This is a genomic window from Polynucleobacter sp. TUM22923, assembly GCF_030295705.1.
Taxonomy (GTDB): domain Bacteria; phylum Pseudomonadota; class Gammaproteobacteria; order Burkholderiales; family Burkholderiaceae; genus Polynucleobacter.
Window position 1 is genome coordinate 583,975 of the sequence record NZ_AP027274.1, and the last position, 25,957, is coordinate 609,931.

At 46.0% G+C, this 25,957-nt stretch carries 23 protein-coding genes, 1 tRNA gene and 1 pseudogene; 17 read left to right on the top strand and 8 right to left on the bottom strand.

The window, feature by feature from the left end:
* Window positions 1–298: 298 nt before the first annotated feature.
* Window positions 299–658, top strand: a complete 360-nt coding sequence (locus QUD86_RS02990) for a winged helix DNA-binding protein (RefSeq protein WP_286297927.1) — start codon at window positions 299–301, stop codon at window positions 656–658.
* Between the two features lie 72 nt (window positions 659–730).
* Here QUD86_RS02990 and QUD86_RS02995 read toward each other — a convergent pair whose 3' ends face one another.
* Window positions 731–985, bottom strand: a complete 255-nt coding sequence (locus QUD86_RS02995; protein WP_286297928.1) for a type II toxin-antitoxin system Y4mF family antitoxin — start codon at window positions 983–985, stop codon at window positions 731–733.
* 287 nt (window positions 986–1,272) lie between these two features.
* On the opposite strand from QUD86_RS02995, the gene QUD86_RS03000 reads away from it, so the two are divergent.
* From QUD86_RS03000 to QUD86_RS03030, 7 genes are all read left to right on the top strand, one after another.
* Window positions 1,273–1,575, top strand: coding sequence for a YciI family protein (locus tag QUD86_RS03000; protein WP_286297930.1), 303 nt, complete (start codon window positions 1,273–1,275; stop codon window positions 1,573–1,575).
* A 109-nt stretch (window positions 1,576–1,684) separates the two neighbouring features.
* Entirely contained in the window at window positions 1,685–4,114 is a 2,430-nt protein-coding gene (locus QUD86_RS03005) for a DUF748 domain-containing protein (RefSeq protein WP_286297932.1), read from the top strand.
* 9 nt (window positions 4,115–4,123) lie between these two features.
* The gene (locus tag QUD86_RS03010) at window positions 4,124–4,348 is read left to right on the top strand and encodes a hypothetical protein (protein ID WP_286297935.1); all 225 of its coding nucleotides are present in this window, start codon (window positions 4,124–4,126) and stop codon (window positions 4,346–4,348) included.
* A 235-nt stretch (window positions 4,349–4,583) separates the two neighbouring features.
* Window positions 4,584–6,398, top strand: a complete 1,815-nt coding sequence (locus QUD86_RS03015; RefSeq protein WP_286297938.1) for an NADH-ubiquinone oxidoreductase-F iron-sulfur binding region domain-containing protein — start codon at window positions 4,584–4,586, stop codon at window positions 6,396–6,398.
* 42 nt (window positions 6,399–6,440) lie between these two features.
* A complete protein-coding gene (fdhF, locus tag QUD86_RS03020) occupies window positions 6,441–9,335 on the top strand; it encodes a formate dehydrogenase subunit alpha (RefSeq protein WP_286297940.1) in 2,895 nt (964 codons plus the stop codon).
* A 169-nt stretch (window positions 9,336–9,504) separates the two neighbouring features.
* Window positions 9,505–11,166 (top strand): L-aspartate oxidase, encoded by a 1,662-nt coding sequence (gene nadB / locus QUD86_RS03025; protein ID WP_286297941.1) that lies wholly within the window; start codon window positions 9,505–9,507, stop codon window positions 11,164–11,166.
* Window positions 11,167–11,474: 308 nt separating this feature from the next.
* A complete protein-coding gene (locus tag QUD86_RS03030) occupies window positions 11,475–12,047 on the top strand; it encodes a phasin family protein (RefSeq protein WP_286297944.1) in 573 nt (190 codons plus the stop codon).
* Window positions 12,048–12,168: 121 nt separating this feature from the next.
* Here the strand turns inward: QUD86_RS03030 and nadC are convergent, their stop codons facing one another.
* Together nadC and nadA are read right to left on the bottom strand one after the other, a co-directional pair.
* Window positions 12,169–13,023 carry a carboxylating nicotinate-nucleotide diphosphorylase gene (gene nadC, locus QUD86_RS03035; RefSeq protein ID WP_286297945.1) on the bottom strand — a complete coding sequence of 285 codons (855 nt, stop codon included), beginning with the start codon at window positions 13,021–13,023 and terminating at the stop codon, window positions 12,169–12,171.
* 39 nt (window positions 13,024–13,062) lie between these two features.
* The gene (gene nadA, locus QUD86_RS03040; protein ID WP_286297946.1) at window positions 13,063–14,190 is read right to left on the bottom strand and encodes a quinolinate synthase NadA; all 1,128 of its coding nucleotides are present in this window, start codon (window positions 14,188–14,190) and stop codon (window positions 13,063–13,065) included.
* Between the two features lie 112 nt (window positions 14,191–14,302).
* Between nadA and QUD86_RS03045 the strand changes: the two genes are divergently transcribed.
* The 4 genes from QUD86_RS03045 (at window position 14,303) to QUD86_RS03060 (ending at window position 16,797) form a co-directional block, all read left to right on the top strand.
* Entirely contained in the window at window positions 14,303–14,518 is a 216-nt protein-coding gene (locus QUD86_RS03045; protein WP_286297949.1) for a type II toxin-antitoxin system RelB/DinJ family antitoxin, read from the top strand.
* A gap of 134 nt (window positions 14,519–14,652) precedes the next feature.
* The gene (locus QUD86_RS03050; protein WP_286297951.1) at window positions 14,653–15,534 is read left to right on the top strand and encodes a peptidylprolyl isomerase; all 882 of its coding nucleotides are present in this window, start codon (window positions 14,653–14,655) and stop codon (window positions 15,532–15,534) included.
* Between the two features lie 16 nt (window positions 15,535–15,550).
* On the top strand, window positions 15,551–16,156 hold the full coding sequence (locus QUD86_RS03055; protein ID WP_286297953.1) for a hypothetical protein: 606 nt from the start codon (window positions 15,551–15,553) through the stop codon (window positions 16,154–16,156).
* 56 nt (window positions 16,157–16,212) lie between these two features.
* Window positions 16,213–16,797 (top strand): hypothetical protein, encoded by a 585-nt coding sequence (locus tag QUD86_RS03060; RefSeq protein WP_286297954.1) that lies wholly within the window; start codon window positions 16,213–16,215, stop codon window positions 16,795–16,797.
* 25 nt (window positions 16,798–16,822) lie between these two features.
* Here QUD86_RS03060 and QUD86_RS03065 read toward each other — a convergent pair whose 3' ends face one another.
* Window positions 16,823–18,208 carry a phosphomannomutase/phosphoglucomutase gene (locus tag QUD86_RS03065; RefSeq protein WP_286297956.1) on the bottom strand — a complete coding sequence of 462 codons (1,386 nt, stop codon included), beginning with the start codon at window positions 18,206–18,208 and terminating at the stop codon, window positions 16,823–16,825.
* A 66-nt stretch (window positions 18,209–18,274) separates the two neighbouring features.
* On the bottom strand, window positions 18,275–19,789 hold the full coding sequence (pgi, locus tag QUD86_RS03070) for a glucose-6-phosphate isomerase (protein WP_286297957.1): 1,515 nt from the start codon (window positions 19,787–19,789) through the stop codon (window positions 18,275–18,277).
* A 90-nt stretch (window positions 19,790–19,879) separates the two neighbouring features.
* Between pgi and QUD86_RS03075 the strand changes: the two genes are divergently transcribed.
* The gene (locus tag QUD86_RS03075; protein WP_286297959.1) at window positions 19,880–21,025 is read left to right on the top strand and encodes an NAD(P)/FAD-dependent oxidoreductase; all 1,146 of its coding nucleotides are present in this window, start codon (window positions 19,880–19,882) and stop codon (window positions 21,023–21,025) included.
* Between the two features lie 450 nt (window positions 21,026–21,475).
* Window positions 21,476–21,565 (top strand) — tRNA-Ser (locus QUD86_RS03080).
* Window positions 21,566–21,671: 106 nt separating this feature from the next.
* On the opposite strand, the gene QUD86_RS03085 is transcribed toward QUD86_RS03080, so the two are convergent.
* Entirely contained in the window at window positions 21,672–21,848 is a 177-nt protein-coding gene (locus tag QUD86_RS03085) for a hypothetical protein (RefSeq protein WP_286297962.1), read from the bottom strand.
* 176 nt (window positions 21,849–22,024) lie between these two features.
* Window positions 22,025–22,369, bottom strand: a pseudogene (locus tag QUD86_RS03090) (Fic family protein); the annotation flags it as partial.
* A 210-nt stretch (window positions 22,370–22,579) separates the two neighbouring features.
* Between QUD86_RS03090 and QUD86_RS03095 the strand changes: the two are divergent.
* Complete coding sequence (locus tag QUD86_RS03095) at window positions 22,580–22,903, top strand: hypothetical protein (RefSeq protein WP_286297965.1); 324 nt, start codon at window positions 22,580–22,582, stop codon at window positions 22,901–22,903.
* Here the strand turns inward: QUD86_RS03095 and QUD86_RS03100 are convergent.
* Window positions 22,811–24,025 (bottom strand): CaiB/BaiF CoA transferase family protein, encoded by a 1,215-nt coding sequence (locus tag QUD86_RS03100; RefSeq protein WP_502928880.1) that lies wholly within the window; start codon window positions 24,023–24,025, stop codon window positions 22,811–22,813. The two genes, QUD86_RS03095 and QUD86_RS03100, sit on opposite strands and share 93 nt — an antisense overlap.
* Before the next feature lie 90 nt (window positions 24,026–24,115).
* Between QUD86_RS03100 and QUD86_RS03105 the strand changes: the two genes are divergently transcribed.
* Both QUD86_RS03105 and QUD86_RS03110 read left to right on the top strand, forming a co-directional pair.
* Window positions 24,116–25,114, top strand: a complete 999-nt coding sequence (locus QUD86_RS03105) for a Bug family tripartite tricarboxylate transporter substrate binding protein (RefSeq protein ID WP_286297967.1) — start codon at window positions 24,116–24,118, stop codon at window positions 25,112–25,114.
* Between the two features lie 41 nt (window positions 25,115–25,155).
* The gene (locus QUD86_RS03110; RefSeq protein WP_286297968.1) at window positions 25,156–25,956 is read left to right on the top strand and encodes an enoyl-CoA hydratase/isomerase family protein; all 801 of its coding nucleotides are present in this window, start codon (window positions 25,156–25,158) and stop codon (window positions 25,954–25,956) included.
* The last annotated feature ends 1 nt before the right edge of the window (window position 25,957 follow it).

The window sequence follows — 25,957 nt, forward strand, 5'->3', positions numbered from 1 at the left end:
TATCTTCAACAGTTATAAAGTTGTTCTCATGATCCGCCCCAACAATGCTAAAAGAATAGGTTGAGGGGAAAATAAGTTGTTTCAAGTAATTCAGCATTTATTAAGTTTTTAATTTTTATTAGTACTTTCGATCCTAACGTCTTATTAGTAGAATTACAAGTGCTGAGGGGGGGGGCTAGGGTAACTCTTGTGGGGGTTTATACTCATGAAGTGAATGAATTTGTCAGCAGTCATTGGTAATAAAAAATAAAGCGGGTAAGGTTCGGATAACTAAAAAAACCTTCAAATAAGGAGACAAATGAAAGCATTAATAGCTTTAAATGCTATCGGGTTTGAGTATTTTTTATTTATGGAGTCAAAAGACGCTGTTCATAAAAAATACGGTATCAACGAACGAGAGTGCTTTATTCTTAGAGTGATATCTCAGTCACACATTCGTAGCCAAAAAATGCGGGTGTCAGATGTGCTAGCCCTTAAAGATTTTGCTTCTCCAGCTACCCTTCATGGAATTGTCAAGTCCTTGATCAAAAAAGGAAATTTGTCCGTCCTTCCAGACGCTGTTGATGGTCGTGTGAAGTACCTTGAGCCGACCCCGCTGACTTTGAAGATGTACAAAGAAATGACAAAGAACTTTATGAAGATTGGAAGGGGTAGTTAACCTTCATTTATTGAATAAGGTCTTTGCTTACAGGGCCTTCCTCATCGAAGGCCTTTTTCATTGAGTGGTGATTTACTGGGGCGCTTCTGCTTGGGTATTGCTAATAAAGGAATCCATGCCCTCTACACTCAAAACACCACCTAAGGCCTGTAACACTCTCAGAATATTCTCCAATCTAAGGGTAGACTTACCAGCTTCGAGCTCAACAATGAACCTCACTCCCACGTTAGCAGCTAGTGCCAGCTGTGGTTGAGTCAATTTCAAGCGCTTGCGCGTTTCACGCACCATGCGACCTAGATCTAAGGAGTTTTGTATTTGTGTGCCCATGAATATTGAATTATTGGAAATTGGTTGATTTTGACGCCTAAATTATAGGTATATATTCCCGATCGGGAAATAATTGTAACGATGTAACGATCGACTTAAACGCATCTTGCTTGTAAATACCAAGCAACTTCAATCAACTCAAGCAAATGTGAAGCACGCCGTTAATAAAGGCCTGGGGTTTATTGCAATGGCGGTCGGTAAACCCCTCCTTACTGAGCGTAGGGGCTCACCTCCTGTAATATTTGGCTTAATGAAATACGCTTTTTAAACCGCACTGGACAATCGATATGATCTTCTCAATTCTATTAATGGATCGCCCTGGAACCGCTGACTTACGCATTCAAGTCCGTCCTGAACATCGCGCTTATTTGGCGACTAAAGCAGAGCAAATGTCATTTGCTGGGCCGCTCACTTCGGAAGATGGCAAGATAACGGTTGGCAGTTTGTTAGCCATGGATTTTCCAAGCAGGGCGGATTTAGATGCTTGGCTTCAAGATGAGCCTTACACCAAGGCAGGTGTTTATGAAAAGCCCGTCATCCACGTCTTTAATAATATGTGGGCACAAAAAGTAGGCTTTCCTCCAGCGTAATTCAATTTGGTTTAGCCCAATGCTGTTGGGCTGGCAAATTGAGCGATGAAAATCGGTCGCTATGAAATGATGATGTAATGAATCGAATATGTTTTTATTGGGATCAATCATGGCATTGATCATGGCATTGATCCGTTTGTGGGGTTTCAGAATCGCCGGCACACTTTGTGTCCTTGCTTTCTTATTCTGGTCAGCCTGCTATCTTTTTGTGCCGACAGCTCTCAAAAATGCAGTAGAAGAATATGGTCAAAAAATTGGCTATGAAATCAGCTATCGCGATCTGAGCCTTTCCCCGCTGCGTCTGCGGATAGAAGTGGATGGCCTGCACATTGCCGATGCTCGCCATCAACAGTTGCTAGACTTGGAAAAGTTCGTTGTCATGCTCAAGTGGTCGCGACTGGTCCGTGGTGAATTGGGTTTTGATGAGGTTTTCTTAGATCAGCCCCAATGGCACTTAGAAAAATTGACCGCTAAAGGTGAGGTGCCCCAGTGGAATTGGCAAGCATTTATTTCCGCAGTCAATCAGAGCCTTCCACCACCCGATGCCAGTGAGCCTAACAGTAAGTTAAAAAGTAAGCTAAAAATCTCTGTAGATGAATTTAGAGTGAGCAATGCCTCTTTGACCCTAATTGACTCGCTTACTCAGTTAAATGAAAAGTTCAAACCGCTCTCTATCGAGCTATTGGATATTGCAAACTACGATAGACATGGCGATGTCAATGGTGTGCGTGGCCAATACGGCCTAAACCTGGGCGCACTGCAATTTACCTTACCTTATCTGAATAAAAAAATCGCCTTTAAGCGAGTTGCCATTCAGGGTTCGCTCGATAATTCGGTAGCAGAGACAATGGGGGCTCAAATTGATCTAGAGATCGATGATGGTTTGATTCAATCGCGTTGGGACCTCAAGGGGGATCAGAGCATCTCCGGAAAGGTGAGGGTCCAAAATGTATCTATCGCTCCATTTATTCACTTGCTTCCTGCTAATAAAGCGCTGCAGAGTCGAGGCGGCGTCATTCAAGCTGAGCTGCTAGTCGAGCTTAAAGGCCCCCAGACTCAAGTGTCTGGAGACCTGCATTTGCTCGATGTCGATATTGGGGAGTCCGGTCAGAAGCAGGCCCTGATTTCTTGGAAGGCGGGAGACATTCATCGCTTTTCTTATCAAAGCTCCCAAAGTGGGGGATCCAGCTTTACGGTGGATGAGCTGCTAGTGAGTCAGCCCATTTTGCGTTTTGAGATTGATGAAAAAGGCTTCTCTAATTTTAGGCGTTTGTTTGCTAGCTCTGAGGGCGCACAGCTTGATGGTGAAGCAGTAGCGCAACCAGCAGTCGAGAAGGCGGCCCCACAAAAATCGGCGTTTCAATATCGCGTTAACACCATTAAGCTCAGTGATGGAGAAATGGCTTTTGCAAGCTTGGCTATGCGTCCCAATTTAGAGGTGGATGTCAGGCGATTTAAGGCCACCTTATCTGGCGTGAGCAATGCCGCAGGTGCCTCTGCTGCGATCGATGTCGATGGCATCGTTGCACGTTCGGGATCTATGCGAATGAAGGGCCAGGTTTCTTTTGATGATCCCCGTCGCAATAATGATGTCACGCTGAGCTTTAAAAATTTACCGCTTAACGCCTTTAATCCCGCAGTCATGACTTTTGCTGGCCATCAAATTACTGCCGGTCGTTTAAATCTCAATCTGCACTACCAGGCCAAAGAGGGTGAGCTCAACGGTAGCAATCAGATTGTGATTAAGAAGGTCGAGTTGGGTGAAGAGGTAGCTGATTTTCAAGGAAAAAAATTACCCTTAGGTTTGGCGATTGCCTTATTGGAAGATTCTGACGATACGATCGATCTCACTATCAATATTGCGGGTAATGTGGATTCACCAGAGTTCAGCGCGAGTGGTTTGGTGTGGCAGGCAATAACTAATGTACTGAGTAATGTCGCGAGTGCACCCTTTCGGGCGCTTGCTGCACTCTTAGGGATGGGCGCAGATCAGGGCATCAATGCGCTACTAGGTCAGGCGGTCTATTTGCCAGAAGATCAAGATCGACTAGAGCGCTTTGGAGATTTCTTGGTTAAGAAACCCCATGCAAGTCTGGAGCTTGCAGGAACTTATGATCCGCAACAAGATAAGACGGCGTTGGCTCAGGCGATAGCAAATACAGCTATTTTGAAGGGGGCTGGCATCACCATTGCATTGAACGAGGCTGTTCCGACACTCAATCTTGCGGATCCTAAAACTCAGGCGGGCCTAAGGTCAGCTTATGCGCAATATGTGGGCAGAATTACACTGGGGCAACGCTTGCTCACGCTGCCGGAAGGCGAGACTCGCAATGAGCGCTTGCATGCAGAGCTGATTGCTAGTGTTCCAGTGGGCGATCTGGAGCTTAAAGCCCTTGCAGGTAAGCGCGCAAAGCTAGCACTGGATTTAATGGTGAAAAATAACCCAGGCCTAAGAGATCAGATTAGTTTGGGTGAGGTCAGGGCAATAGATGCCAAAAAAGAGGGTGTTCCTCTCGAAGTCGAAGTCAGAATCAAGTAGACTTGGGGTATGAATTCATTTAAATTGCGCCCCTTAGCTACCCTTGTTCTGATTGCCAGTGCTGTTATATCTGGTTGCGGCACTATCGAATCAGCAGCCCAGGCTGATTGCACCTCGATTGGTTGGCAAATTGGCAGCAAAGGCTATCAGGATTGCTTCAAAGCGCGTGTTTATGAGCGAAAGCTGGACTATTCATTGCCGCCTGGCGACAAGCCATCACCTTCGGTCATCTAAACTAGGGTAAACCCTTGGTTTAAACCCTTGAGCGCCGTCAAGGACTAAAAGCCCGAAATAACCCAAAATCATTCATGATTTGGGGATCTCCTATATAAAGTAACTGCTTGTGCTTGCACTGATTGGAAGTCTGCGAGCCCTTTAGATTGCTTTATTGAGAGAAATAACATCAGCGAAAACATGAGCAGTACGGCCGGCACTAACTGTTGCGACTAAACACTAGAGATTAAATACTATGAATCACCCGAACCCTTCGAATGAAGTCAAAGCAATTGCTGTAGCAACGGTAGATGACTTAAGGGAAACCATTCGTCGTAAAAGTAAGCTTAAGGGCCGTCAAGCAGACGACGTTTCTTTAGCGGAAGTTCGTGAGCTTATTGGCGCTGACTCACAACGTCGTGATTTGTTGATCGAAAATTTACATAAACTCAATGATGCGTACCGCGCCTTGCATGATCGACATTTAGTGGCCCTGGCAAAAGAAATGAATCTGCCAATGGCTGAAGTCTATGAGGTGGCTACCTTCTATCACCACTTTGAAGTTGTGCGTGGCAGTGATCCTGTTGCTGACATTACAGTACGTGTATGCGATGGAATTGCCTGTGAACTAGCGGGCGCACAAAACCTGTTAGCGAAGTTACCCGCAATTTTAGGGAATCCTCAAGTCAAAGTCATTGCCGCTCCTTGTATTGGTCGTTGTGAGCAGGCTCCAGCTGTTGCAGTACATCAATATCCAGTGTTGTTCGCAACAGCAGATAAGGTTGTAGCCGCAGTCAATAATCAAATGACGATGCATCCTCTAGCAAAAGACAGTGGTAGCTTTGATCCAGTTACTTTTGTCCAAAAAGGAATTTCACCTCAGGGTCACGATCAAATGGTCTCTCCCGATTATGTTGGCTACGAAGCTTACAAAGCTCTTGGTGGTTATGCATTGGCAAAGCAAATTATTGATGCGAATGCCGGCAGTCATCTTGATGCAGAAAGCATCATCAAAATAATGGAGAGCTCTGGCCTGCGTGGTTTAGGTGGTGCAGGATTTCCGGCGGGGCGTAAGTGGCGCATCGTGAGAGATCAGATTGCCCCCAAACTCATGGCTGTCAATATTGACGAGGGTGAGCCGGGCACATTTAAGGATCGTACTTATTTGGAGCGCGATCCACACCGCTTTTTAGAAGGCTTATTAATTGCCGCTAGCGTAGTCGGAATCGATGCTTGCTATATTTACTTGCGTGATGAGTACCATGGTTGCCGTGAGTTGCTAGAGCTAGAGCTCAAAAAACTCCAGGCCAATCCCCCCTTCAAATTGCCGTTGATTGAATTGCGTCGTGGTGCTGGTGCTTACATTTGTGGTGAAGAGTCCGCCATGATTGAGAGTATTGAGGGTAAGCGCGGTGAACCCCGTATGCGTCCTCCGTATATTGCGCAAGTGGGACTATTTGGTCGCCCAACGCTAGAGCATAATTTTGAGACCTTGTACTGGGTGCGCGATATTGTTCAGCGCGGTCCAGAGTGGTTTAGCGCGTTTGGTCGTCATGACCGCAAAGGCTTACGTAGTTATAGCGTGAGTGGCCGCGTGAACGAGCCCGGCGTCAAATTAGCACCAGCCGGAATTACTATTCAAGAATTGATCGATGAGTATTGTGGTGGCATGCAAGAAGGCCATCAGTTTTATGGCTATCTGCCAGGTGGCGCCTCCGGCGGCATCTTGCCCGCAACGATGAACGAGATTCCACTCGACTTTGATACTTTGCAGCCTTATGGTTGTTTCATTGGCTCAGCAGCAGTGATGATTTTTAGCAATCAAGATAAAGCCTGCGATATGGCTTTAAACGTGATGCATTTCTTTGAACATGAAAGCTGCGGTCAGTGCACACCTTGTCGTGTGGGCACCGGTAAGGCAGCCACGTTGATGCAAGCGAAGACTTGGGATCATGACACTCTAGAAGATCTCGCAGTTGTTATGGTGGATGCTTCAATCTGCGGCTTAGGCCAAGCTGCACCAAATCCCATTCGTTGTATCGCAAAATATTTCCCGCAAGAAGTTGCGTAACTAAGTTAATAACTAAGCCAATAACTGAGCTAATAGACCAATATGAACGCACCAGTAAACCCTAAAGAACTTGAGCTACAAACTGTCGAGTTCAAGCTTGACGGACAAACCATTGTTTCTTACGAAGGCGAAACAATTCTTAAGGCTGCTAAGCGCCATGGAATTGATATTCCCCATTTGTGTTTTAAAGATGGCTATCGCGCTGATGGCAATTGCAGAGCATGTGTCGTAGAAATTAATGGTGAGCGTACCTTGGCGCCCAGTTGCTGCCGAAGTGCTACGCCTGGTATGGAAGTCAAAGCAAATAGTGAACGCGCGCTCAAGAGTCAAAAGCTGATATTGGAGATGTTGTTATCTGATATGCCCGATGAAGGTTTTAAGTGGGTTGGAGACAGTAAGGAAGAAGAGCAAAAAAACCAACATGGTGAATTAAGTACCTGGGCAACGCGTATGGATGTCACAGTACGTCCTGAGCTCAAAGCTCTCCGCCGTGAAAAGGTTGCTAATGATGTGTCGCATCCAGCGATGGCGGTCAATTTAGATGCCTGCATCCAATGCAATCGTTGCGTACGTGCTTGTCGTGAAGAGCAGGTCAATGATGTGATTGGTTACGCCATGCGTGGCGGCCATAGTGAAATCGTTTTTGATCTCAATGACCCCATGGGCGATAGTACTTGCGTTGCTTGTGGCGAGTGCGTTCAGGCATGTCCCACCGGTGCATTGATGCCTAAGGGCCTTATTGGCTCGCAGACTGTAGATCGTAAGGTCGATTCTGTCTGCCCATTCTGTGGTGTGGGATGTCAGATTACCTATAACGTCAAAGATGAAAAAATTGTTAGCGTAGATGGTCGTGATGGACCTGCCAATCACAATCGCCTATGCGTTAAAGGTCGCTTTGGTATGGACTATATTCATAGTCCACAGCGCTTAACTAAACCCCTGATTCGTAAGGCGGGCGTTCCTAAGGATGAACACGCGATGCAGAATCCTCAGGATTGGTCCAGCATCTTCCGTGAGGCAACATGGGAAGAAGCCATTGAGGCCGCTGGTGGTGGCCTAAAGAAACTAAAAGATCAGTACGGCAATAAAGTATTGGCTGGATTTGGTTCCGCTAAGGGCAGTAATGAAGAAGCGTATTTATTTCAAAAACTGGTTCGCACTGGATTTGGTAGCAATAACGTAGACCATTGCACCCGTTTATGCCATGCATCATCGGTTGCAGCACTGTTAGAGGGAGTGGGTTCTGGTGCGGTGAGTAATCAAGTGAATGACGTTGAGCATTCGAGCATGATTTTCTTGATTGGCTCCAATCCAACATCGAATCATCCAGTAGCGGCTACATGGTTCAAGAACGCAGCCAAGCGGGGCGCGAAGATTGTTTTATGTGATCCGCGTATGACCGATATCAGTAAGCATGCCTGGCGTACGATGCAGTTCAAGCCTGATACCGATGTGGCGATGCTCAACGCCATGATCTATACGATTATTGAAGAGGGGCTAGCCGATAAAGATTTTATTGAGAATCGGGCTAATAACTTTGAAGCGCTTAAAGAAAATATCAAGGGCTATAGTCCAGAAGCAATGGCCCCAATCTGCGGCATTCCAGCGGAGACTTTGCGTGAAGTAGCTCGTGAGTTTGCAACTACCAAGTCAGCCATGATTCTATGGGGTATGGGTGTTAGTCAGCACGTGCATGGTACGGATAATGCGCGCTGCTTAATCGCCTTGGTGAGTATTACAGGTCAAATTGGTAAACCAGGATCTGGCTTACACCCACTGCGCGGACAAAATAACGTGCAGGGTGCTAGTGACGCTGGATTGATTCCGATGATGTTCCCGAACTATCAACGTGTTGATAACCCAGAGGCGCATGCTTGGTTTGAGAAGTTTTGGGATACGCCGCTAGATAAGAAGCCTGGCTACACCGTGGTCGAGATCATGCATAAAATCACTGCTCCTGATAGTGATCCCGATAAGATTCGTGGCATGTATGTCGAAGGTGAAAACCCTGCGATGAGTGATCCCGATTTGAACCATGCACGCCATGCGCTTGCCTCATTAGAGTTACTGGTCGTTCAAGATATCTTTATGACTGAAACTGCGCTGCTAGCGGACGTAGTGCTCCCAGCCAGTGCTTGGCCTGAAAAAGCCGGTACTGCAAGCAATACAGACCGGATGGTGCAGATGGGCAAGAAGGCAATCAATCCTCCTGGTGATGCCAAAGCAGACTTATGGATTATTCAAGAGATTGCAAAGAAGATGGGCCTCAATTGGAACTACCAAGGACCTGATGATGGTGTGGCAGCGGTCTATGACGAAATGCGTCAAGCAATGCATGCGGCCATTAACGGGATCACTTGGGAGCGCTTAGAGAAAGAATCTAGCGTTACCTATCCTTGCTTATCAGCCGAAGATCCAGGTCGCCCGATTGTCTTTAACGATAAGTTTGATACCGCCGACGGTAAAGTGAAATTAGTGCCAGCAGATATCATTCCAGCAGATGAGCGCCCTGATGCCGAGTATCCGTTTGTACTAATTACCGGTCGTCAGCTAGAGCATTGGCATACGGGCAGTATGACGCGCCGTGCGACGGTATTAGATGCCATCGAGCCATTAGCGACGGTATCCATGAATGGTGAGGATATGACTCAACTCGGCGTATTGGCTGGTGATGTCATTACTGTTCAGTCTCGACGCGGTGATGTCGGCATCCATGTGCGTAGAGACGACGGCACACCACGGGGCGTGATCTTTATACCGTTTGCCTACTACGAAGCTGCCGCTAATCTGATCACCAATGCCGCCTTGGATCCATTTGGCAAGATTCCAGAGTTTAAGTACTGTGCAGTCAAAGTCAGTAAAGGTGGCGTAGTTCCCCAGGTTATTGGCTATGGGACAAATGACCCAGCCAGGCAGAAGGTTGTTGCAACTCACTAGGTTCAATTACCACCCCTATCAATATGGCCACTTTCGAGTGGCCATATTTTTTGCTGGCTTCATTACTAAAAACTCTGCAGCTAAGGATTTAACCGCTAAGGACTAAACTGCGGGGGATTACGGGAGCGGCAAGCAAAATCAATTCCCGGATTAGCCTTTAGAATGGAGTATGACTAGCCCAAAAGACCCACACAGTACCGCAGACTCTAAGGCGGAACTACCCGTCCTGATTATTGGGGCCGGTTTAGCAGGCTTAACGGTGGCACTCCATTTAGCCCAGACTCAGCCGGTCATCATTATGGCTAAACGGGGTCTTGGTGAGGCAGCTACCGCATGGGCCCAGGGTGGCATTGTCGGTGTAGTGGATAAAGAGCATGACAGCATTGATTCACATGTGGCAGATACGCTAGATGCGGGTGCTGGCCTAGTAGTGGAATCTACCGCTCGCTATATTGCAGAAGAAAGTGCTGAGGCAATACGCTGGCTTGTCGAGCAAGGCGTTCCTTTTACTCCTGATGAAAATGGTCCCATGGGATTGCATCTGACTCGCGAAGGTGGGCACAGTCATCGCCGCATTGCCCATGCTGCAGATGCTACCGGTAAAGCGATTCATGAAGTTTTATTAGATAAGGCTCGCGCGCACATCAATATTGAACTACGCGAACATTGGATTGCACTTGATCTAATAACCAATCGCCAGTTAGATGCTAAAGCACAGCGCAATAAACCAAATCGTTGTTATGGTGTTTATGCCCTAGACATTAAAAATAATCATGTAGAAACCATTGAAGCAAAATCGGTTGTCTTGGCAACCGGTGGTGTTGGTAAGGTTTATCGCTACACCAGTAATCCAGATACTGCTACGGGTGATGGCATTGCCATGGCTTGGCGTGCTGGTTGCCGTATCGGTAACATGGAATTTATACAGTTTCATCCAACGTGTTTGTATCACCCCAGTGATCGCACCTTTTTAATTACTGAGGCAATGCGTGGAGAGGGTGGTTTATTAAAGCTACCGGATGGCACGCGCTTTATGTCAGAGCATGATGAGCGTAATGAACTAGCGCCACGCGATATCGTAGCAAGAGCGATTGACTTTGAAATGAAGAAGCATGGCCTTGATTACGTGCATCTAGATGCGACCCATTTAGGCGAGGCATTTATCAAAGAGCATTTCCCTATGATCTATGCTCGCTGCCTTACTTTGGGCTTAGATATTACAAAAGACCCGATACCGGTAGTGCCTGCTGCCCATTACACCTGTGGTGGCGTAGTGACAGACCTTAAAGGCAAAACGGATTTACAGGGTCTTTATGCTGTGGGCGAAGCAACCTATACCGGTCTTCATGGCGCCAATCGTTTAGCTAGTAATTCTTTATTAGAGTGTATTGTGATTGGTAAAGCTGCTGCTAAGGATATTGGTAGCAACAAAACCCCCGCCATTCCAAAGCTTCCCCTGTGGGATGAAAGTCAGGTTGATGATGCTGATGAGCAGGTGGTCATTGCCCACAACTGGGACGAACTGCGTTCGCTGATGTGGAATTATGTCGGCATTGTGAGAACCAATCGCCGCCTAGAGCGAGCACTACATCGTATTAAATTACTGCGTTATGAAGTGCAAGAGTATTACGCGAACTTTAAGGTGACCCGAGATCTGATCGAACTCAGAAATCTACTGGAGTGCGCCGAGCTGATTGTGCGCTCTGCTTTAATGCGTCGAGAGAGTCGAGGGCTGCATTACAGTCGAGACTACCCTGGTACTTGGGCGGTATCGTACCCAACCATTTTGACCCCACAAGCTGAGGGATCGGACAGTATTGCAGAGAGGTAAGAGTGAAGATTGGCACGAAGATTAGCGCGAAGATTGGTCCGAAGATGAACCCAATGCATGGGCTTAAGTCACTTCAAGCGTAGGGAAATAGCTTGATATAGCTTGAAGCAGGCCCAAAAAGCCAATAATGAGGCAGATTTTCTTGGTTTAAGCGCATTATTTTTCATAATATGAGATTTATATTGAAAAAACGCTCAATTCCGCTGTTTTATTGCAACGCAACAAATAATCCTTGATTTGTCAAAACTGCCATCCTAAAATGGTGCATAGCAACAAATTAATCACTTTTTACAAATTAAGGATAAATCATGTTCCAGAACCAATTGAATGACCAGTTAGTACAAGCCCAAGCTAAATCTGTTGAAACTGCTAAGCATTTAGCTCAAGTAGCTGTTCAAAGTGCTCAAGAGTTAGCTGAAATCAACCAAGCAATCGCTAAAGATGTTGTTGCTGCTGCTCAAGATGGCACAACACAGTTACTTGCTATTAAAGACCCACAGCAATTGGCTAAATTAGCTCAACCTGAATCAGCTCAAGAAGCGGCTAAGTACGCTGCAGCGTATCAAGCTAAAGTAAGTAAAGTTATTCGCAAGAGTAATAAAGAAGTTGCTGATGTAGTTGACGCTTCTATCGATGACGCACGTGCTGACTTGGTAAAGATGGTTAAAGAAGCGACTAAGACTGCCCCAGCAGGATCTGAAGCTTTTGTATCTGCATTTAAATCCATGTTTGATGCTTCTATTCAGCAATTCGACCAAGTACGCGCATCTGCTGCTGATGCATTTACCAACTTTGAAAAGAGTGTTGATGCTGCGATGGCTAACGTTCAAGGCGCACAGTCTTCTGCAACTAAGCCTGCTGCTAAAAGCCGTAAAGCGTAATACGTAATAGCTAATAGCTAATAGGTAATTCACCGCATTCGCTTTATTAAGTAACATAGACAAAGCCGCTTTCGAGCGGCTTTGTTGTTTCTGAACTCATCGTTTCTTGAGGTGCACTAGCTCATAAAATGCGCAATGAAAAATCTACCGCAATGATGTCTTTAGTGAGTTTGCCTAGAGAGATACGGTCAACCCCTGTTGCAGCAATTTTTCGCATTTGATCTAAGTTAATGCCGCCAGATGCTTCTAACAGAGCCCTGCCATTGGTGATCGCTACTGCTTGTTGCATTTGTTCGGTGGTGAAGTTATCAATTAAGATACTTTTGGCCCCAGCCGCCAGCGCTTCTTCAAGCTCCGCCAAGTTTTCTACTTCAATCTGAATATCTACACCAGAGTCAAGCGCAGTTGCAGCCTTCAAGGCTAGGCTAATCCCACCTGCTGCAGCGATATGATTTTCCTTAATCAGAATGCCATGCCATAAAGCCAGGCGTTGATTTTGTCCGCCCCCAATAGTGACGGCATATTTTTGCGCTTGGCGTAAGCCCGGAATGGTTTTGCGGGTGTCAAGGACTGCGCAACCCTGTGGATTAGGACTTACACCAGCGATAGCGTTCACGTGCTGACGGGTAGTACTTGCCGTCCAAGAAAGGGTTTGTAGAAAGTTAATGCAAGGGCGCTCAGCAGAGAGTAGGGCGCGCGCATTAGCTTGAATATCACAGACCGTAATGTCGGGCTGCATGACAGAACCTTCTTCATAATGCCAAGTTACTTCTGCTGAGGGATCTAAGGTCTTGAGTGTGCCCTCAAACCAATCAACCCCGCAAAGAACAGCTTCTTGACGCACGATGAGTTGGGCATGAACAGGTTTACTAGGCACTAGTAGGGCAGTCCAGTCACCAGTACCCATATCTTCCATGAGCGCATCATGAATATTACGCTGGCGAGCTTGCTCCAAGGTCTCGTTGTATTCAAACATGGGTTTCCAATGTATTTGTCAGTCAAGCAATTTGTACTATTAGGCTGAACCTATATTTTTTACGAAGCCATGTTGCGCTTTGGCTAATAGATCGGGGTGGCTCTTGGTAAAGTCGAGCATGTGCTCAATGCAGTCTAAGGCCTTGATGCGAGTTTCTTCAGGGATAGTAATCTCACCGCTAGCCTTTTCAAGGCAGTTCAAAATACCTTGCAGACCATTCATGGCCATCCAAGGACAATGGGCGCAGCTTTTGCAAGTGGCGCTGTTACCGGCGGTAGGGGCCTCAATCAAAATCTTGTTTGGTGCCAACTGACGCATCCGATGCAAAATGCCATTATCAGTAGCGACAATATATTCTTTGGCGCTGCCTTCTACTACTGCCTTGATCATCGCAGAAGTCGAACCTACAACATCCGCTAAATCAACAACAGCTTGGGGTGACTCTGGATGAACTAAGACCATGGCATCAGGATGGCTTGCCATGAGCATCTCTAATTCAACTGCTTTGAATTCATCATGAACAATGCAAGCGCCATTCCAAAGCAACATATCAGCACCAGTCTGTTCTTGAATGTAGCGACCCAAGTGGCGATCAGGAGCCCACAAAATTTTCTTACCTTCTACTTTGAGTTGATGAACGATGGCCAATGCACAAGAGCTGGTCACCATCCAATCGGCTTGTGCCTTTACTGCTGCACTGGTGTTGGCATAGACCACAACAACACGATCTGGATGCGCCGCACGAAATTGAGCAAAATCTGCAGCATCACAACCCAGATCTAAAGAGCAGGTAGCCTCTAAGTCAGGCATAAAGACCCGTTTTTCGGGACTCAGAATCTTAGCGGACTCACCCATAAAGCGCACACCAGCCACAATTAAATTCTTAGCAGCATGGTTCTTGCCAAAGCGAGCCATTTCTAGTGAATCGGAAACAAACCCACCGGTCTCTATCGCTAAATCCTGAATATCCCCATCTACATAGTAATGCGCTACTAAGGCAGCATCTTTCTCGATCAACAATTGCTTGATGCGAGCAATCACCTCAGCCTTTTGGGCGCCATGCAGTTGGGCAGGTGTTTTAGCCCATGCTTGGGCAGTGCAGGTTACTCCAGCAGCATTTTGCAGGGGGTAGTCAAAAGCAATGGCTGATTCAACGATGTTAGTCATAGCTAATTTTAGCCTCTATATAAGCAAGGCTTATTTGATTGAATGATTACCAGAAAACAATTTGGTTTGTAGCTACAATGAAACTACAGAAATTCAGTATGAAAGGGTGGGTATGTCAGCAGATGCGGTGGTACGGGCTCGTATAGATGCGAATATAAAAAAAGAAGCAAGCCTAGTGCTAGAGGCAATGGGTTTAACGGTATCAGATGCTGTGCGGATGATGTTGATTCGGGTTGCAACTGAAAAGTCTCTGCCCTTCGAGCCCTTAACCCCTGACGCAAAAGTACTTACGCTCCTGCGTGAATCCCGCAAAAAGGCTGCTGAATGATTTAGCATTCAAGCGGTATAGTAAGACCTCTAAAGAGGATAGAAATAGAAAACATAGAAATACAAAACATAAAACATAAAACATAAAAATACAAAACATAAAATACGGAAATACAAAAAATTTAAATATAAAAAATGAAAAGAACAAAGATACTCAATATGCTGACATTCCGAAATTACAGCGTAAAAAAATCCTTGAGTGTGCCGATTAGAAATCTCGGTGTGATAGTTGGGATGGCCATAGTAGGCTCAGCCACGGCGGTGTGGGCGAATCCCAAAGCAGACTATGAGTTCATAGCCTCTGTAAACGGCGCTGCCATTTCACAGGGCTTATTGGAGCTCAATCTCAAGGGTGCTATTGCGCAGGGCCAAAAAGATAGCCCTGAACTACGCCAAACGCTCAAAGAAGAATTAATTAACCGTGAGCTCATTACGCAGGCAGCCACTAAAGAAGGTCTAGAGAAAAGCTTAGATTTACCCAGTCAAGTAGCCCAGCTCAAGCAAACGTTGATGATTCAGGCGTACATCGAAAATCATTTTCAGAAAAACCCCATTCCCGATGCAAAGTTACGTGAAGAGTATGACCGTCAGCGCAAGTTAATCGGTGAGGGCGCAACAGCATCTCAATACCGAATCAGTCAAATTATTGTTGCCAATGAAGGTGATGCAGTCGATTTAATTCGCCGTATTCAGAAGGGTGAGCTTTTCGGTAAGTTGGCGCAAGAGTATTCGATTGACCCAGCATCTAAAGCCAATGGCGGACAACTAGGTTGGGTTCTAGCTGGACAGGTAGTGCCTGCAGTTTCCAATGTAATGGTTAATCTCAATAAAGGCGCCATATCAAACGCACCTATTCAGACGCAGGGTGGATGGGTGATTGTGAAAGTTGACGATAAGCGCCCATTCAAGGTGCCTAGCTTTGAAGAATCCAAGCCACAGCTACGCCAAGCATTGGTTCAGCAGTACTTGGTAGAAACAGTCAAAAAATTACGTGAGACAGCTCGCATTGTTCAATAACTATCGCGCTTGGAGTATGCACGTCATTGCCGGATTGGCGGCATTAGTCATGACAGGGGCCATGTCAGCCCCAGCTTGGTCTGGTGAAAAGGTCGCATTTCAGAGTTGGTTAGTAGAGTCAGGCCCGAGCACTACCGAGGCCTATACCGTGGGAGATGCCAACTCTTCTTTGGGTATGTTTTGCTCGGCCAATCAATGCCTCTTTTACTTGCGCCAACCTTTGCAATGTCAACCTGGTACCAGCTATTCAGTGCTTGTGAACAGTCCTGCCGTATCAGGGCCACTGACAATGCAATGCACCCTCATTAACGGTAACTTATTTCAGATCTTAGAGCCCTTTAATACAGTGCTCAATGCAGTCAAGACCGGTGGCTTTATTGGTTTTGCAACAGCACTACAAGGCGGTGGTAATTTTGCTGTTACGCGCTTTAATTTGCAGGGAGCACCTCAAGCGCTATCTCATGCGCTAGTAGAGGCCGCTAATAGTGAGAAGAAGCAAAGGCTAGCTCCGGCACCGAACCTTACTCCTTTGCCAGTTCCAACCCCGAATGTACCCAATGCACCCAATGCACCTAATAAAGTTCTCCCAGGATCAAAAAACCTTAAAGATATTTTGATTTAGCTTCATTTAGACTAAAGTAATCAAATAAATTCATCGAACGTAAGTAAAAGAAATTCATGACCATTAAACAATTGAACGCTAGTTATCTAGCGCCAGATGACCGAATCTTGTTTCGGTTTAATACGATTGAAAACACCGAGTTTCGTTTTTGGCTGACGCGCCGTGTAACACTATTTATTTTGGCAGCTACTCAGCACTTAATCACTAAAAGTCTTGAACAAACCCATTCACCGCAGGCTGCAAAAGCCATTGCAGAATTTGGTAAAGCGTCGATACAAACAGACATTGGTTCAAAAGATGGTTTAACAGTAGAAGCCTATCAACCTGCTGAAAATTATCCCTTAGGAGCGGATCCGCTCTTAGTTATGGATGCTAAGTGCACTTTAGAAAAGCAGGGACTTGAAGAGGGGCTCTCTCTTGATTTAGTTTTACCAGGTGGCGCCAATATCAATCTCAAGCTAAGCAATCCTGTTTTACAGGCAATGTGTATTTTGCTTAATCAAATGCGCGAACATGCTGTTTGGGGAGATGTACCCCAAGTCTTAGAGACTGCTGCTGATAATGATCTTGCCGCTGATGCCGCTGATGCCGCAGACCTTATTGAAAACCCAAGCGAAGTAAATAAACCCTCAGTTCACTAACTGATTGGCTAGCCCTTTAGCAGCCCTAAAAGGGCAGCTTAGCATCTGGCTTTGCTGCCAACACCGCTAGCTTAAATTCCCCCTGTATACGCTCAATAGCGGCTTCACTATCCGCCTCAAAGCGCATCACAACGACTGGGGTAGTGTTGGATGGCCTAGCCAAACCAAAGCCATCGGCATACTCTACGCGCACACCATCAATCGTATTAATAGCCTGACTTGTCGGAAAGCGGGCATTGGCTTTAATAGACTCTAGGATGGCAAAAGGCTCACCTTCGGCACAAGCAATTTGTAGCTCAGGAGTGCAAAGGGCATTTGGTAAATCATTAAGGGTTTGATTGGGATCGATTTCTTTACTCAGAATTTCTAGTAAACGAGCGCCGGTGTATAGACCATCATCAAAACCAAACCAGCGGTCTTTAAAGAAGATATGTCCACTCATTTCTCCGGCGAGTGGGGCACCAGTTTCTTTCAGCTTGGCTTTGACTAAAGAGTGACCCGTTTTCCACATAATGGGTTCACCACCATGTGCTTTTACATAGGTTGCTAAATTGCGAGTGCATTTGACGTCATAAATAATTTGCCCACCAGGATTGCGAGAGAGTACATCTTTAGCAAAGAGCATCATTTGACGATCGGGGAAAATCACTTGACCATCTTTTGTGACCACCCCTAAACGATCAGCATCCCCATCAAAGGCAAGGCCTAATTCATTATCGGTCGTTTGTAGATTGTGAATCAGGTCTTGTAAGTTCTCAATATGCGCAGGATCGGGGTGGTGATTAGGGAAGGTACCATCAACTTCACAGAAGAGCTCTTGTACTTCGCATCCCAAAGCCCTAAATAATTTACCTGCAAAAGCACCACCAACCCCATTGCCACAATCGACTGCAATCTTCATTGGGCGAGCCAGCTGAATATCGCCCACGATGTAGTTCAGGTACATCGGGAAAATATCAAAAGTGCTTCTGCTGCCTTGGCCACTTGCAAATTGCTTTGCCTCAATGCGTTTACGCAAATCCTGAATCTGATCGCCATAAATCGCCGCAGTACCCAATACCATCTTAAAGCCGTTGTAATTGGGGGGATTGTGACTGCCGGTAATCATGATGCCGGATTGAGGCGTCTTGCCATCGAGTGTGTGATTGGCTGCAAAGTAGACCATAGGCGTTGCTACCATACCTAAGTCGATTACATTAATACCAGTAGAAAGCAGACCTTCTGTTAAGGCCTCAATCAGGCTAGGGCCAGATAAACGACCATCACGACCAATGACGATATCGCTTTCACCAAGCTCGCGCATTTCGGTACCAAAGGCTTGGCCAATCAGTTTGGCGATAGAGGGATCTAAGGTCTCCTCAATGATGCCGCGAATGTCATAGGCTTTGAATATGGAAGGGGATAGTTTCACTTTGAATCCTGGTGAGATTAATGGGCAATTCATGTCCATCCGAACCGGCCGAAGGAGCTTACAAGCTTAAGAATTGAATAAATTAATACGGGCAGCAGTTACAGCATCAATATCAGCACTTGCCTGAATAGTAATCTGGTGACTAGCCAAAGCTTTCTCAATCGGTTTGGCAAGGACTTTGCCGTATTCCACGCCGGGCTGATCAAAGCTATTGATATTCCACAGCGCCCCTAAAGTAGCAGCGCGGTTCTCATACAAGGCTAAGAGTGCACCTAGATAAAAGGCATTTAATTCTGGGAGCAGTAAAAGGTTGCTGGGACGTTTACCGGGATAAATATCGTTTGGGTTTTCAGCATCTTTACCATTGGCCAATGCCTGCGCTTGTGCCAAGCAGTTGGACAGCAAAATACGATGGTGCGCTACCGCCTCTGGTCGATCACTCATCGGTTGGCGCACAGCTATGAAGTCAATGGGAATGATTTCAGTACCTTGATGAAAGAGCTGAAAGTAGGAGTGCTGTGCATTACTACCGGCACTACCAAAGACTACAGGGGAAGAGTGTTTGACGGGCTTACCATCGCGACCCACGCTTTTACCGTTACTTTCCATATCCAATTGCTGCAACCACTTCGGAAACCAATCCAAGGCATCCGCATACGGGATAGCAGCGTAAGCTTTGATGTCATGCTGTTCTTGCTGATAAAGCAATGTCAGCGCCATGATGACGGGTAGATTTTCTTCTAAGGGTGCGTGCTGAAAATGTAAATCCATCGCATGCGCCCCTGCCAGAAAATCTTCAAAGGCGGCAAAGCCATATTGCAAAGCAATGGGGAGGCCTACTGCAGACCAAACGGAATAACGACCACCCACCCAATCCCAGAATGGAAAGATCTGATCTTGCTCAACACCAAATGCCTTAGCTCCAGCAACGTTGGCTGTCACAGCATATAAGGTGTGGGCAATTTGGCTTTGCGTACAACCACTTTCTTTGAGCCAAGCAACAATAGCTTTGGCATTCATGGTAGTTTCGAGAGTAGTGAAGGACTTCGAAACAATGATGACCCTCGTACTATGCGGTTTAGCCGTAGCCAAAATACGCCCTAATTCTGCTGTATCAATGTTGGCCAAGAAATGCATTCGCATGCCGCGACTCTGAATACCGGGCACATGGGCTAATGCCTCAATTGCCAAGCGTGGACCAAAGTCAGATCCACCAATACCAATATGAATGACATCTGTAACACCTACCCATTGATTGCAAAGCGCCTCAATTCGCTGCCAAACCTGAGTAACTGCGGGCATGACATCTTGACCATCAATGAGTACTGGTGTTTTGGAAAGATTGCGCAAGGCAGAATGCAGGGCAGGGCGGTCTTCGCTCTGGTTAATATGCTTGCCAGCAAACATATCCGCAATAAATTGCTCCAGCTTACTGGCGCGTGCCTCACTAAACAGCGCTTTCCAGGCCGCGGCATCGATACCTTGATATGCGGTATCCAAAACCATATTGACTGCGCTATGCACCTGTTTAGGGGTGGCAAGACTAGTAATAGTGGGGGTGGATGTGGAACTAGAAGACATTTCTGAATTTTATCAAGAATCTTTGCTCAGACACCCGTAAATACAGTAAATGGTACGATTTGAGGAACTAAAAAGCACAAGGCGGGGTAGATGGAGCAGGTGGATTGCGTAGTGATTGGTGCCGGGGTTGTCGGTTTGGCTGTTGCCCGAGAGATGGCACTGCAAGGCCGAGAAACCATTTTGCTAGAGCGTGAAGCTGCTTTTGGCACGATCAGTAGCGCCCGTAACAGTGAAGTAATTCATGCTGGTATTTACTACGCCAAAGATTCTTTAAAGGCTAAATTGTGTGTAGAGGGTAATCGCCTCTTGTACGAGTACTGCCGTAGTCATCAAGTTGCTACCCAGCCTTACGGCAAACTGATCGTCGCTGCTGACGATACTCAGATAGATGATCTTCAAGCTATTTTTTACAAAGCCCAAAATAATCAGGTGCCAGCGATCAAGATGATCAGCGGTGAGCAGGCCAAAGCATTAGAGCCGCAACTGCAATGCGTTGCCGCCCTTTTATCGCCCACTACCGGCATTGTTGATAGTCATGGCTATATGCTCTCTTTACTAGGTGGCTTTGAGGATGCGGGCGGGATGATCGCGTACCAATCGCCACTGATTCGGGCGCAGGCCATCGGCGATCAAGCGCAGGGGGGTTTTGAGCTTGAGATTGGTGGTGCCGACGACATGAAGAGCATGAAGATGCAGACAAAGTTATTTATTAACTGTGCCGGCATGAGTGCCCCAGCGATTGCACAAAAAATAGTCGGTCTTGCGCCAGAGTGCATTCCAAAAGCCTACTTTGCAAAAGGAAACTACTTCTCTCTCGCAGGGAAGTCTCCCTTTAAGCATTTAATTTATCCAATTCCAGAGCCTGGTGGACTTGGAGTCCACCTGACTTTAGATATGGCAGGTCAAGCTAAGTTTGGCCCTGATGTTCAGTGGCTTGATATTGATAGTGAAGCGCAAATTGATTACACCGTAGACCCCAAGCGGGGAGACGCATTCTATGAGGCTGTACGACGCTACTGGCCCGGCTTAAAAGATGGTTCTTTGCAGCCAGATTATTCAGGGGTAAGGGCGAAGATCGTGGGCCCCAACACCCCAGCAGGCGATTTTTGCTTTGATGGCCCAGAGCAGCATGGCCTTGAAGGCTTATACAACCTCTATGGTTTTGAATCCCCCGGCCTGACTTCTAGCCTTGCAATAGCAAAGCATCTTGAAGGGCTGATTAAGAGATTTAACTAAGTCCTGCTCTACCCGAATGGATTGAAGACCTGAACCTCAAAGCGTTTGAAGTCTCTTACATTTCTACTGACTACGATTAATTTCTTTTCAATAGCTGTGGCTGCAATCATGGCATCTTCCCAAACCGTGTTGCTTTGTTTGTGCCTAACAAATACATAGGTCTAGTTACAGCTGAATCGGTTTACGAAGCCGCCCATTACCGCGCTGAGGCAGCGTTAGTTCACCCTTGAAGTCACCTGCCAATAAAAGAGATTTGAGAGATAGTAGGGCTAATTTTTTGATGTTTTGTACTCCAGGCTAGATTGTTGACTATTTTAATGGAGTCAAAAGACCTTAAATGACAAAGGCATGGCCCTTAAAGCCAATAAAACCCACCCCATAAATCAGTTGAATCTGATTTTTACCTAAGGAGCATCTGAAATCCTTATAATATGACCTTCAATACGCATAGGAAGAGTGGCAGAGCGGTTGAATGCACCAGTCTTGAAAACTGGCGAGGATGAAAGTCCTCCGTGAGTTCGAATCTCACCTCTTCCGCCAGTATCACCCTGAGTGCCCCTATCCACGGGGCCATTTCTTTTTCAGGGCCCTGTACCCACCACTGCACCCACCACCGAAACATTGTCTGAGATGACCTCTCAAAAAATTAGGGTCCAAGCGAGGTTGGCAAGTGTCTAGGATATTGGTAGCGATTCAACTCATCATCCCGAATATCCAATACAAGATCCGTCACAACATTGAAAACTTTTTGAATTTTTTCATCCTCATTAATCTCAAGGGTGATTTTTGCTGAGATAACGTTAGCTTGCGATTTAAGGTCCATTGATTACTTCAAATTAAGTCTTATGCAGAGCTCAGATTCACTATGCATTAGATAGTGGTTGCCGTCTATTTGGGCACAGTACTATGGGGCTATATGTCAATAAAATGACTTATTTCACGGTTTATTACCCAATTTTGTCAATAAAAACGCATATTTAATCTATTTCTGTCAATAAATCAGCTTATATCTCGTGGATCAAGCAATTGGTATTGGGATGGGCTGTCCGTAAAGGCATTGCAAGACTTCATTTTTTCCCAAAGCTTAGGAAAGTCAGAATAGTCAAATCCAGCCGTCCAGTTCCATGCTCGTGTCATCGAGCGCACGAACGGAGCTGGATCATTATTTTGTGACAGCGCTTTGAGTGGCAAGAGGTAATCCTCACGATACCCAGTAGGAATGATGATGCGACAGGCGGAAGATTGGGTTAAGTAGGCATTCATGGTTAAGCGTGCAGTTCTGCCATTGCCATCCTTAAATGGATGAACTTCGGTAACAATAAACATAGCCATCAATGCGCGAGCAAAAGGATCTTCAAGTAGGGAAACTCATTTAAAAATTGATTCTCTATAGAAGGGCTTGCCCAGCATCTAGCGAGCATTGGTATCTAAGCTGTTTTTGACATACGATTTCTGGTTCTGGTTGATAGTAATTAATATAGATAATATTTCCCGATCGGGAATATATGCCTATAATTTGATCAATAACTCAATAAATTTCCCGATCAGGAAATTATGTTGAAAAACCGCTTTGATGAATTACATGCGCGCCATTGGGTGCAGATGGCTGAAGCAGCCCAGTTAGGTGCGCCACAGTTAAAAAGAAGGGTGCTGGAGATTGCTGGTGAGTTGCCTGATTTAGCAAAAGGATTGCAAGCGCATTTTTTGGCCATAAGGGTCTTTGTGAGCCGTTGCTTTTCCGTTGTTTTTCCATTTTTTGCCCAATTCAAATCCAATCACCATCATTTACGTAGTAAATGCGCCGCCGTCTTCAAGCGCCTTGAGTGCATCGCCGGCAATGCCCAACTCCTTCAGAATGTCGCTGGTATGCTCGCCTAATAATGGTGGGTGCCTAGTGACTTGCTGTGGTGTACCCATGAGCTTTACAGCAAAGCCAATATTAGGCACTTTGCCCTCTATAGGGTGATCAATTTCCATACGCATTTGGCGATGTTTTCCATGGGCACTCTCAAATGCCTCGGGATACGTATTGATGGGTCCCGCCGGAATACCTGCAGCGAGTAATGAGTCGACCCATTCCGCGCTTGTTTTTGTGGCAAAAGTTTTTTCAAGTTCCGCCGCTAATATCAGTCTATTAGCTAAACGTAATGGATTAGTTTTAAAAAGAGGATCATCAAATAACTCTGGGCGACCGATTTGATCGCATAAAAGCTTCCACAGTTTTTGGTTGGTAGCACCCATCACAAAGTAATCATCAGATGCCTTCATTGCCTGGTAGGGGGCACTCATATGGTTGGCAGTACCAAGCTTATAGGGCTCTACGCCAGTACCCCAGTATTGCGCGGTATCCCAAATCGAGAACGCTAAGGCTGAGTCAAATAAAGAAGCATCAATAAATTGGCCTTCACCGGACTTCTCTTTACCAATATAAGCAGACAAAATTCCATATACGGCAAAGAGGGCGCAACCGATATCTGCTACGGGAACACCTGCTTTTACTGGCGGCCCATCTGGATAACCAGTCACACTCATAACGCCTGACATCGCTTGAGCCATTAAGTCAAAGCCAGGACGATCTGCCCAGGGGCCTGTTTGACCAAAGCCGGAGATGCTTGCGTAGATGAGACCAGGATTAATCTCTTTAAGAGAGGGGTAGTCAATACCCAATTTTTTCATTACACCCGGGCGATAGTTCTCAACCAAAATATCCGCCGTTTTGACTAGCTCAAAAAATACTTTCTTACCGGCATCCGTTTTGAGGTTCAAAGTCACGCTGCGTTTATTGCGATTCATATTCAGAAAGCCCATGCTGTCGGAGCCTTTCATTTTGAATCCCATGGCACCGCGGGTTTGATCACCTGTTCCGGGGGGCTCAATTTTGATAACGTCTGCACCGAGGTCGGCCAGCAGCATGCAGCAGTAAGGGCCAGCCATCACTTGACTTACGTCAAGAATCCGAACGCCATGGAGGGGTAGAGGCTTATTTATAGGTGTTTTCATCATTGTCTCAATTGTTTTTATATGTTTAGATTGCATGATTCAGAAACGCTTAAATTGACCTTGCAATATAAAACAAGTTACGGAGATAGTATGACGACAAAATCGACACGATGGCTTTTAAATGGATTGGTTTCTTTAGTAGCTTCGGCTTGTGGCACATTGCCACTGATTGCATCAGCGCAGTCTAATTATCCCAATAAGCCCATTCGTTTAATTGTTGGATTTGCACCAGGTGGCGGAACGGATATCGTGGCGCGTGCGATTGCTCCCAAAATGGGGGAGATCTTAGGTCAAAGCGTCATCATTGAAAATAGATCGGGTGCGGCAGGCACAATCGGTGCTGATCTAGTGGCTAAATCCAATCCGGATGGCTACACCTTATTGATGGGCCATTCCAATTCCAATGCAATTTCTCCTTTTGTATTAAAGAACGTGCCATATAACCCGGCAACAGATTTCACTCCCATTACTTACCTTGGTTATGTGCCCAATGTATTGGTTGTGAAATCATCCTTGCCAGTTAATACGGTGGCGCAATTAATTTCCCTGGCTAAACAAAATCCTGGCCAGATGACTTATGGTTCATCTGGCATCGGAAGTACGCAGCATTTAGCAGGCGCCTTATTTTCTAAAATTGCTGGTGTTGAAATGAATCATGTCCCTTACAAGGGTAGTGGTCAGGCCATTATTGATTTACTGGGCGGACAAATCACGATGAACTTTGATACCTTACCTCCTAATTTGCAGCAGATTAAACAGGGTAATCTGAAAGCCTTAGCAATCTCTACTCCTAAGCGTTTAGGCCTACTTCCGAATGTCCCCACATTTAACGAGGTTGGCATTGTTGGTTTTGATGTGACTAACTGGTATTCCGTAATGGGCCCTAAGGGGATGGATCCAGCATTAATCAATAAGATCGATCTGGCCGTTAAAGCTGCAACTAATGATCCTGAGATTAAAAAGACCTTAGATTCTCAAGGATTGCAAGCAGAGGGCCCAGCAACGCCTGCTGCATTTAGTCTGTTCTTGGCAGGCGAGCTGGCTAAGTACCAGCGTCTAGTCAAGAGTCTGAATATTAAGTCTGAATAAGGGCGGACTCTCTCTTATGCATGGGGGAGGGCGTTCATTTGATGAATACTAAAGAGACCACACCAGAACCGACTGCACAAGTTCGTTGCGAGCTACGTAATGAGGTTGCCTACATTACATTCGATCATGTCGCCGCCAGAAATGCGATGACGGTAGAGATGTATCAGAGCTTAAAAAGTATCTGCGAGGGCTTGGCTAACACTCCCGGCGTGCGCGTGGCAATTTTGCGAGGTGCTGGCGGTAAATCCTTTGTTTCTGGAAGTGATATTGCCCAGTTTGCGCACTTTAGTGATGGCAATGATGGCATCCGCTACGAAGAAGATATTGATGCGTACTTGACCCCATTAGCTACCTTACCGTTTCCTACAATCGCCGTGATTGATGGCATGGCAGTAGGTGGTGGTCTGGCTATTGCCACTTGTTGTGATTTTCGTATTGCCTCGCCCGAAGCCAAATTTGGCGTTCCTATTGCCAAAACATTAGGCAATTGTTTATCGGGGGGTAATGTTGCCTGGCTAGTGGCACACTTAGGCATTCATATAGTCAAAAGAATGTTGTTGCTGGCAGAGTTTATTTCTGCAGAAGCGTTACTCAAGCAGGGCTATCTTCTAAATATCTATCCTTTTGAGGATTTGGAGGAGCAGGCAAACCAATTGGCTGAGAGATTAATGAAGCTGGCCCCTATTACGCAAAAATCTAGCAAGCTGGTCATGGCACGCATTATTAAAAATAATCTGCCCGATTGCAATGACCTAATTAAAGAGTGCTATGGCAGCGAGGATTTTAAAAATGGTGTGAGTGCATTCTTAAGTGGACAGGCACCCACTTGGTCCGGTAAGTGAT